At 62.5% G+C, this 9,068-nt stretch carries 12 protein-coding genes; 4 read left to right on the forward strand and 8 right to left on the reverse strand.

Features of this window, described 5'->3' with window-relative positions; genetic code table 11:
* Positions 1–229: 229 nt before the first annotated feature.
* The 3 genes from QZY07_RS24960 to QZY07_RS24970 all read right to left on the reverse strand — a co-directional run bounded on the left by QZY07_RS24960 (position 230) and on the right by QZY07_RS24970 (position 1,721).
* Positions 230–778 carry a Slp family lipoprotein gene (locus tag QZY07_RS24960; RefSeq protein ID WP_295408751.1) on the reverse strand — a complete coding sequence of 183 codons (549 nt, stop codon included), beginning with the start codon at positions 776–778 and terminating at the stop codon, positions 230–232.
* Between the two features lie 77 nt (positions 779–855).
* Positions 856–1,404, reverse strand: a complete 549-nt coding sequence (locus tag QZY07_RS24965; protein ID WP_295408753.1) for a Slp family lipoprotein — start codon at positions 1,402–1,404, stop codon at positions 856–858.
* A 119-nt stretch (positions 1,405–1,523) separates the two neighbouring features.
* A complete protein-coding gene (locus QZY07_RS24970; protein ID WP_295408772.1) occupies positions 1,524–1,721 on the reverse strand; it encodes a Trm112 family protein in 198 nt (65 codons plus the stop codon).
* A gap of 337 nt (positions 1,722–2,058) precedes the next feature.
* Between QZY07_RS24970 and QZY07_RS24975 the strand changes: the two genes are divergently transcribed.
* Both QZY07_RS24975 and QZY07_RS24980 read left to right on the forward strand, forming a co-directional pair.
* A complete protein-coding gene (locus QZY07_RS24975) occupies positions 2,059–3,642 on the forward strand; it encodes an alpha/beta fold hydrolase (protein WP_295408755.1) in 1,584 nt (527 codons plus the stop codon).
* Between the two features lie 196 nt (positions 3,643–3,838).
* Positions 3,839–4,285 (forward strand): hypothetical protein, encoded by a 447-nt coding sequence (locus tag QZY07_RS24980; RefSeq protein WP_201094017.1) that lies wholly within the window; start codon positions 3,839–3,841, stop codon positions 4,283–4,285.
* Positions 4,286–4,432: 147 nt separating this feature from the next.
* Here QZY07_RS24980 and clpX read toward each other — a convergent pair whose 3' ends face one another.
* From clpX to QZY07_RS25000, 4 genes are all read right to left on the reverse strand, one after another.
* Positions 4,433–5,710, reverse strand: coding sequence for an ATP-dependent Clp protease ATP-binding subunit ClpX (clpX, locus tag QZY07_RS24985; RefSeq protein WP_295408759.1), 1,278 nt, complete (start codon positions 5,708–5,710; stop codon positions 4,433–4,435).
* Between the two features lie 205 nt (positions 5,711–5,915).
* Entirely contained in the window at positions 5,916–6,782 is an 867-nt protein-coding gene (gene nifM / locus QZY07_RS24990; RefSeq protein ID WP_295408761.1) for a nitrogen fixation protein NifM, read from the reverse strand.
* A complete protein-coding gene (locus tag QZY07_RS24995; protein ID WP_295408763.1) occupies positions 6,779–7,276 on the reverse strand; it encodes a nitrogen fixation protein NifZ in 498 nt (165 codons plus the stop codon). The genes nifM and QZY07_RS24995 overlap by 4 nt, the downstream gene beginning before the upstream one ends.
* Positions 7,260–7,604, reverse strand: coding sequence for a nitrogenase-stabilizing/protective protein NifW (locus QZY07_RS25000; protein ID WP_295408764.1), 345 nt, complete (start codon positions 7,602–7,604; stop codon positions 7,260–7,262). Before QZY07_RS25000 ends, QZY07_RS24995 begins: the two co-directional genes overlap by 17 nt.
* A 343-nt stretch (positions 7,605–7,947) precedes the next feature.
* On the opposite strand from QZY07_RS25000, the gene QZY07_RS25005 reads away from it, so the two are divergent.
* Positions 7,948–8,265 carry a hypothetical protein gene (locus QZY07_RS25005; RefSeq protein ID WP_295408766.1) on the forward strand — a complete coding sequence of 106 codons (318 nt, stop codon included), beginning with the start codon at positions 7,948–7,950 and terminating at the stop codon, positions 8,263–8,265.
* The gene (locus QZY07_RS25010; RefSeq protein WP_295408768.1) at positions 8,262–8,654 is read left to right on the forward strand and encodes a hypothetical protein; all 393 of its coding nucleotides are present in this window, start codon (positions 8,262–8,264) and stop codon (positions 8,652–8,654) included. The genes QZY07_RS25005 and QZY07_RS25010 overlap by 4 nt, the downstream gene beginning before the upstream one ends.
* Positions 8,655–8,696: 42 nt before the next feature.
* On the opposite strand, the gene QZY07_RS25015 is transcribed toward QZY07_RS25010, so the two are convergent.
* Entirely contained in the window at positions 8,697–8,915 is a 219-nt protein-coding gene (locus tag QZY07_RS25015; protein WP_295408770.1) for a hypothetical protein, read from the reverse strand.
* Positions 8,916–9,068: the final 153 nt, after the last annotated feature.

A 9,068-nucleotide genomic window follows, 5' to 3' on the forward strand; every position in this document is an offset into this window, starting at 1 on the left:
GTGCGCCACCTGAGCATGAACCTGTTCGATCAGGAGGGGTCGGCGATCAGCTTGGCCAAGAAGCGCCGCAAGGCCGCGTGGAATGACGACTATCGCGCCAAGGTCGTGTTCGGCTGAGAATTTAAACGCGCTCGCCCTGATCATCATCCGCAACGGCGTCCGGCATCATCCTGGTCACGGTACGATTTCTCGTCGGGTCGACATCCATCGGCGTCGGAACGGACTCGGTTTAGAAACCGATTCCAATTCCACCTCCGACATGACCGCTGCCGCCGCCGATTCCGATGCTGATCCAGGGGCGCGATGGGCGAACGGAGACCTCGTCCGGGGTCTTGCGTTCCGGCCAGAGTCGGATGGCGGACTCGTCCAGAATCGGAAAACGCCTGTCGGCATCGCCAATCCGTCCGTCGGCGACGTCGATGATCCTGCCGGTGACCGTCACCTGACGGCCTGCCCGGTAATCCAGCGGTTCCAGGTAACCTCGATGACGGACCAGAAATCGCCCCAGCGGTTGACCTTGCGCCAAGGGGCGTCCGCAGTCGTCGAGTGGATAGCCGGTGATCTCCAGTTCAGTGCCCGCGTTCAGGCCGCGAGTCGCGATCACCTGCCCACCCCAACTCACCACGGAACCACTTGCGCCATCGCTGGACGCCGCCTCGGAGGGTGTCAGGCTGGGGTCGCCGATCGGTTTGACGCAAACCTGCCGGGTGGCACAACCACATGAAATGGCACTTGCAATCAGTGCGGCGAGAAGGCATGGGCGAGAGGATGGATGCATCGCGGGCCTCTGGATCCAAAATCTGGAAACGGTTTGGCGTATTCGTCAACGGGGAGGATGCGATCCCGACAATCGCCTCAATACCTGGGATCGAACCAGGGGTCACGATGGCTTCCGAGCCAGGGGTCATACCAGGGATAGGGATAAGGGTAAGGCGCAGGATACGGAGTTAGCGCGATGGGTTGGGGCCAAAGATGCAACGTTGCGCCGGCGACCACTGGATAGCGGTAGGGAAAATCGCCAACCGGGCGGTTCTCGACCCTCGCCACGCTTCCCGCGACGGTCAAGAGGCGCTCGGCGGGATACTCGACCGGATCCCTGAAGCCGGCGATCTCGATCAGGAAGCGGCCCAGACTTCCGGCGCTCGCATCCGGCTCGCCGAAACGGTTCAGCGGCCGCGCCAGCATTTCGATTTCAGTGGTTTGCGCAAGATTACGCACCTTAAGGATGCTGCCGCCCCAACGGATCCGCCGACCGCGATGGCGCTCTGGCTGTTCCTGTACTTCGGCCAGACTTGGGCTCGCCACCGTTTCCTCCCGAATGGCTTGGGGAACCCCGCTGGCACAGCCGACGAGCAGAACCAGCATGGCCGTTAGTGACAGGAGCGACAAGGGAGGGGATGGCATGAGGTCAGATGGTCCGTCTACGCAGAGAGCGAGATTCGGCAGCATGGTTCGAGCGCAACTGTGCTCGCTTCTTCCGCGCTGCCGTACTTGCGGAGGCTCCGCCACGGGCCGGACGCGGTTTAACGCGCCTGGCGATAGCTGTCCATCTCGTCCAGCGAAAGCGGCCGCGCCTCTTCTTCGAGCATCACCGGGATGTCGTCGCGGATCGGATAGGCGAGTTGCGCGGAAAGCGAGATGAGTTCGCCGCGGTCCCTATCGAGGATGAGCGGGCCTTTGGTCACAGGGCAGACCAGGATGTCGAGCAGTTTTTTATCCAGCATGGGTTGGTTGCTCCGTTGCTAAAGGGTGGTCGAGCGCGCGTGCGCGAGACCGGAATCGGTGTCCGAGAATCGGGTAAAAGTGCACCGGTCGCGGGGGTAGAGGTTGAAATGGACCGGGTTCACCAGAATTGTCGCTCTGGGTTCGTCGATCCGACCATCGCGCCTGACCGGGTGGAATCCGCAACAGCCTGAAGTTTACTCGTCCGACCGGGTTGGTGGCGAGTACGGCGATCGTTCTCGCGGACTTGGTACTGCCGTCGCGAGCCGTTCCCGATTCCAGCGGCGCTTCAGTGTCGTTCATCACCGAATCTCACATTCAGGATCCACGCGCGCAATGAAGCTCGACGTACTCAACACGATCCCGGACAGCCGTGGCCGCAGCCTTTTCGCCCTGCTCGTGGCATTGGCCTCAACGCTGGCGATCGCCGTCGCGCTCTGGCAACTCACCGCCGCGAGCGCCGGGCTGCGGATCGTCGAGACCCAGGTCGGAGGCGTGCCGATCACGCTCTACCGCCCCGCGAGCGACGCGCGCGCGCCAAGCGTCGTGATCGCCCATGGCTTCGCCGGTTCGCGGCAACTGATGCAGCCCTATGCCATCACCCTGGCGCGCAATGGCTATCTCGCGGTCACCTTCGATTTCCCCGGTCATGGCCGCAACCCCGCGCCCTTCGTCGCCAGCCTGATGGACCGGGAGGCGCGCCTGCGGGTGTTGCTCGATGCGCTGGAACCGGCGGTCGGGTTCGCGCTGGAGCAGCCGGGCGCGGACGGGCGCCTGGCCTTGCTCGGACACTCGATGGCCGGCGATGTCCTGGCGCGCTACGGTCAAATGCATCCGGGACTGGTCGCGGCCACGGTGCTGCTCTCGCCCTATCTGTCCGAGGACGCGCCAACGGCGCAACTGCGCAATCTCCTGCTGATCTATGGCGAACTGGAGCCCGACATGCTGCACCAGCAGGGTTTCAAGACGCTGGCCAAGACGGTCGCGGGCGAGGTGGAGGCGGGGACGCTGTATGGCGATCCGGCCGACGGCAGCGCCCGTCGTCTGATGCTGGCGGAGGGCGTGGAGCATATCGGCGTGCTCTATGGCCGCGACGGTCTCGCCGCCGCGCTCGACTGGCTGAATCGAACCTTCGAGCGCACCGGGACGGGATTTCTCGACGCGCGCGGCCCCTGGCTCGGCCTGCTCTATCTGGGTCTGCTGACGCTGGCCTGGGCGCTCTCGCGCTGGCTGCCCCGCGCCGCCACGCAACCCCTGGGCGCGGGTCTTGGCTGGCGCCGCTTGTTGCCGGTGGCGCTGGCGCCCGCGCTACTGACGCCCTTGATCCTCTGGAAGCTCCCGACCGATTTTCTGCCCATTCTGCTGGGCGACTATCTGGCGCTGCATTTTGCCGTCTACGGTCTGATCACTGCACTGGGGGTCTGGCTGACGCGCGACCGCTCGGGCCAAGCCCAAGCGGTTTCCGGACAGGGACGGATCCTCTGGAGCGGGTTTGCGATCGCGACCAGCGCCTACCTTGTCTATATCGTCCTGGCGTTCTCGCTGACCACGGATCGCTTCGTGACGACCCTGCTGCCGGGACCGGAACGGTTCCCGCTGGTCCTTGCCATCCTGGTCGGGACACTCTTGTATTTCGTCGCCGACGAATGGCTGACCCGTGGCACGGGCGCGGCGCGTGGCGGCTATGCCCTCACCAAGGCGCTCTTTCTGCTTTCGCTGTTGGCCGCGGTCGCGCTCAACCTCAACGAGCTGTTTTTCCTGATCATCATCGTGCCCGCGATCCTGGTCTTTTTCCTGGTCTATGGCGTCATGAGCGGCTGGGTCTACCGGCGCGTCAACCATCCGCTGGTGGCGGCCATCGCCAATGGGATCGCCTTTGCATCCGCCACGGCCGTGACCTTCCCCGTTGTGAGCGGTTGATATGCATCATTGACCCCGCACAATCTACAATCATTGCGCGGTTTCGCGTAAACTGTGTTGACCGCTATGGTTCACTGGAGTCGCGACCTTAAACGCGTCCTGTGCCATTGGCTACCCCTGCAAGGTTTGCCGTTTCCCGGCGGAACCGAAGTACCACCGATTAACTTGCTGCCTATTGTCTGGAGGAATATTGACCATGGTCGCCTTTGCGCAACTGCATGCCCAAAATCATAAAATCACCGAGCTGTCGAACGTCTTTCTGTATCTGGTTCGCGAGCGTTCCATGTGCGACACCGATGTCGCCTGCGATGTTTTTTTCGACCTGACCAATCGCATCAAGGAACACATGGAACTGGTCGATCGGGAACTCTGCGGCCGATTGATTTCAAATCCAGATCAATCGGTGAAGAACACCGCCAACCGTTTTCTGTCCGGTTCGAGCGAGATCAAGCGGATTTTTGGCTCCTATGTCAAACAATGGTGCTCGCAAAAGCGCCATTCGCTGACGATCAGCGATCACTCATCCTTTGTTCAGGATACCGAGCAGATGTTTGCGTTGGTGATGGACCGCATCCAGCGCGAGACAGAGTATCTGTATCCGCTGATTCGCAAACTGGAAGGCGAACAAAAACAGGTGGCGTAAGATCCAATCATGTCTGCTACGACACGGAATATTTTCGATGATGGACAGGATTCACAGGGTTTTGAAAGATTGATAGGATTTTTTTAGTGTCGTTTTCAATCCTGTGAATCCTGTCCAGTCTTCCGGGCGATGCGTCCTGGGAATCGCCTAACCGCCCGCTTCCGCCTCGCTGTCCGGTTCTTGATAACGCCACTGGATCGCGCCCTGACCGGTGACGGCATCGGCATTGACCCGACACTCCACGACATTCGACAGGGACGGCAACTCGAACATGGCGCGCTGGAGCAATCCCTCCATCACGCTGCGTAGCCCACGGGCACCGGTGCCATGTTCGATGGCCTTGCGCGCGATGGCGGTCACTGCCTCGGGCGTGAACTCCAGTCTGACTCCCTCGAAGACAAACATCTGCTGATACTGTCTGACCAGCGCGTTTCTAGGCTCGGTCAAAATCCGCACCAGCGCCGCCTCGTCCAGCTCCTGGAGTCCGACCAATACCGGGAAGCGCCCGATGAATTCGGGAATCAGGCCGAATTGGCGCAGATCGTCCGGGTGAGTCAACTGATACAAACGCGGGTCGCGTTCCTCGGATGCGCCAGACGGGCTGACCTCGGCATGAAAGCCGATGCTCGACGGCCCCGGACGGAGTCGGCGCATCAGCACTTTCTCCAGCCCGGCGAAGGCGCCGCCCACCACGAACAGGATGTTACGGGTGTCGATCAGCACGCTTTCGCTCGCGTCCTTGCGGCCCTTCGGGTTGACCTTGACCTGCGTGCCTTCCACCAGTTTTAGCAGCGCCTGCTGCACGCCCTCGCCCGAGACATCGCGGGTACCGTGGGCGGTCTCGCCCTGACGCGCCAGCTTGTCGACCTCGTCGATATAGACCATGCCCCATTCGGCGACCTCGCGGCTGCCGTTGGAGGCATCCAGCAGTCGCGCCAGAATGCTTTCGACATCCTCGCCGACATAACCCGCCTGGGTCAGGGTGGTGGCGTCCGCGATCACGAAGGGAACGCCGACGATGCGCGCGAGCGTGCTGGCCAGCAGGGTTTTGCCAGTGCCGGAGGGGCCGAGCAGCAGGATGTTGGATTTGTCGATCTCGACGCGGTCATCGTCGTCCAGGGTACGGCGCGGGTGGCTGGACTCGCTCGCCAGCCGTTTGTAATGGTTGTAGACGGCGACCGCGAGCGTCTCCTTGGCGGCCTCCTGACCGATCACATAACGATCCAGGTGCTCCTTGATCTCCAGCGGCTTAGGCGGCGATTTGAGCGGGGCGGCAAGCGCGCGCCCGCGTCCCCAACTGCTGATCACCTGATGCGCCAGCGCGACGCAAGCCTCGCAGATATGGCCGTCGATTCCCGCGATCAGCGGTCGGTCAGGTTCTTGAGGAGCGCCGCAGAAGGAGCAGGCATGGACCTTGTCGTTCATTCGTCGGGATCTCTTGGAGCGGTGGCAAGGGTTAAACCTAGATTGCTTGAGGTGGCCAAATGTTTGCGGATGAGTCGAGTTTGTCGTTGTCCTAATCGGATAGTCGACAACGACAACTGTTCGGCTTGCTCAAGCGATGATCATGACTCGTCGGTCTGGGGCCTACCGAGTAATAGAGCAATCGAACAGTAAAGAACGCGAAAAATTACGTTGCCTGGCGAAGTTCGGCGAGCCAGGATTTCTGCCGGTTCAGCCGCCGCCGCGCCGCGATAACCGAGTGGATTTTGGCCCGAGCCTGCTTGAATCCTATCTCGACCCCCGGTTCGATGCGTTCGCAGAGCAGGAGATGAAAACCGATCTCGGACTCCAGCACGCCGCTGATCTCGCCCTCGGCCAGCAAAAACAGGGCCGTGTCCAGCTCGGGGTAGAGCTGGCCGCGCGTCACGGCGCCAAGGCGACCCTCCTCGGTCGCGGTGGGGCATTCGGAATACTGGCGGGCGAGCGCGCCGAAGCGCTGGGCCTGCCCCTTCAGTTGGGCGGCGACCGTGGCGATCCGGGCGAGCGCGGCCTCGCGCCGGTTATCGGCGAAATCGTCGTTGACGGTGATGAGGATGTGACGCGCGGCGCGCCGCTCCGGGGTGATGAAACGCTCGCGGTGCAGTTCGTGGAAGAGTTGTTCGTCCAACTCGCTGACCGGCTCCGCGCGGGTGCCCACCTGCTGCATGACGGCATCGAACACGAGTTCGCGCTGGAGCGAGCGACGCAGGGTAGCCGCGTCGAGACCGTTGGCCGTCAGATCGGCGAGAAAGCGGTCCTCGTCCGGGTAGCGCTGGCGGATCGCCAGGACGGCCTCGTCGAGACGCGATTCGGGGATGAGGATGTCGCGCGCCTCGGGCGAGGAGAGCACCAGGCTTTCCAGCTCGAAGGTCCGACGGGCTTGGCGTTCGGCCTGGGCCAGCCGTTCCGCGTCCAGCGCCCCGGGCGTGGTCTGGAAACGCTCGCTGGCCGCGCGCAGCAGATGATAGCGGTACTCGGCGAGTGGCGGGGTTGGCCGGGGAGGAGGGGCGTTCATGGCGTCGGGCTTGGCGCGGGTCGATGGGGCGATGCCTCCGCCGTGTCGGTCGCGGCCTCCACCTCGGTCAGCGCCGACTCGGGCACCACCAGGGTGTTGCGGTTGGGAAAATGGACATGATAGGCAACCTCGTCTGGGGAGTCGCGCAGCACGCGGATTACCTCGCCGACCTCGCCCTGCCGGACCAGCACCCGGCCCTGAATCCCGAGGGGGCGGGTAGTCGCGACCTTGTCGCGGAACTCGAAGCGGCTGGGCGTCCAGGGCGCGTCCACCGATTGCAGTTCCTCCTCGCGACAGCCGACCACCCGGTCGCTGTCCAGGAAATGCACGGTATAGATAATCTGGTCCTGGAGAAAGGTGCCGACATCGCGCACGAAGCCGGTACTGCCGCGCCGGATCAGGAGCGTGCCGGTCGACTCGCCCGGATAGGTACCGTCGTTGCGGACATTGCGCACGACGCGCACCGCGTCGCCAAATTCATACTGGGGGCGCATGCGGTACCTGCTTAGTCAGATCGCTGAGCGGCACCGAGGCGGAGCGGGGTTCGTTCATTCGGAACACCCGAAAGACCTTCTCGGTCGCGGCATTCGAGGTCAGAAAGTCCTGATAGGCTGCCTTGAGCAGGTCGGCGTGCAGCGCCCAGCGCGCCTGGGTCGAATCGGGCATCTCGTCGACCTGTTCGAGATAGTCATGGAAGCGTTGCAGGATATGCAGACGATTGACCTGCACCACGGCGGGTTCGAAGTCGATCCCAAAATAGTCCAGAAAATCCTCCGCGCTGGAGAGCTCGCTCAGGTCGAGGTCGAATTCGTCGTCGGTCATGGTTGCCTCCGGGCGTTGTTCCAGCTCAGTCGGTGCATGATGCGATTGCTGAACTTGTCTCCTATTTAAAGCAAACTATATGCCAATTACTGTCATTTGATTCATAAGGGCCTTTTGCATGGGCGATCGCTTTTTGGTGGGTTTCCGACAAAGAGAGTCGCAGCGGCTTGTCGCGGAAATGACCGCCTCGGCGCCTGATTCGTTTTGGTTTTTCGCGCCGTCAGTCCATACATACCCGGTTACAAGGGCGATCCCTATCTGGAAAACGCCAGATCGTCGGTCGTGCGCGGCTTTACCCGCATCGCCGCGCAATCGTGGTCAAAATTCACGAGGAGATTCAGAAGTGGCTGAGCTTGCACCCGATCTGGAGTACCTGGATCAAGTCCTGTCCCCGCTCGTGACGGCCGCGCACGAGGACCGCGCCATTGCCGAAGTCGACGCGATGGCGACCTTCACGGATCCCTGGCGCGGGCGCCTCACGGTGTTGCGCGTCTACATCGCGATCTGCCTGGAGTATGCCCGCACCAACGACGATCCGTTCAGCGTCAAGCTGGCGGAGTACCGCGCCGAGTACGACCCGGTGCTGACCGATGCCCGCGCGGCCGTGACGAAATCCGCCATGACGACGGGGCTGTTCTCGATTCCGTTAGGTCGGGCATGATGACGAGCGACGAGATTCTGAACGGGATCAAGGCCGCCTGCGCGACACTGCCGGGACTGACGACCTGTCAGATCGGCATCGAGACGCCCATCGTGCCGGATGCCTATCCGATGATCCGCGTGGTGCTCTCGGTCTCGCGCGAGCGCACCGAGGGGAATCCTTGGAATCCGCTGTTGGACCTCCTCGTCTACTACGGCGAGTACGTGCGCCCGCTCAAGACCGACGAGATCGGCGATCAGCACGAATGGCTGCTGGACATGGAAGACAAGATCAAGACCGCCGTCATCCCCGGCGACGGCTGGCGCGCGCGCTGGGTCGAGACGGTGTGGGACGAGGACCGGATTCCGGGGCTGAAGCTGCTGGCGAGCCGGTTCGAGGTGTGGGGTTAGGCCGTCCGTGGCCGCCGCGCCTGTCAACGCTCAGGCGGAGCGTCAGGCCGCCTTGGCGTCGCTCTCGGTCCACTCTTCGCGCAGTTCGCGCAGCATGCGCTCGGATGATTGGAGCGTTAAACGCACGTTCTGACTGTTCGGGAACCGCGCCGCCTCGGCGCGCATCTTGTCGCAAAACGTTTCCCAGTCCTCAATGCGTAGGCTTGGCGGGTCTTCGTAGAGCATCAGTTCTGGGTCGTAATCAATCGGCGGATGATTCATCGAATTACCTTTGGGGGGTGGTCGGTTAGTGCCTCCACGCCCTATATGTTGTGGTCACCACTTATAGCCATGCGTCACTGCGGCTTCAGTGACGGGCTCGGTAACGACCGCCTGCTCCATGAGTCGGCGGAAGACGAGTCCACGGCTCTGCGA

It is taken from the genome of uncultured Thiocystis sp. (genome assembly GCF_903866365.1).
Lineage (GTDB): Bacteria > Pseudomonadota > Gammaproteobacteria > Chromatiales > Chromatiaceae > Chromatium.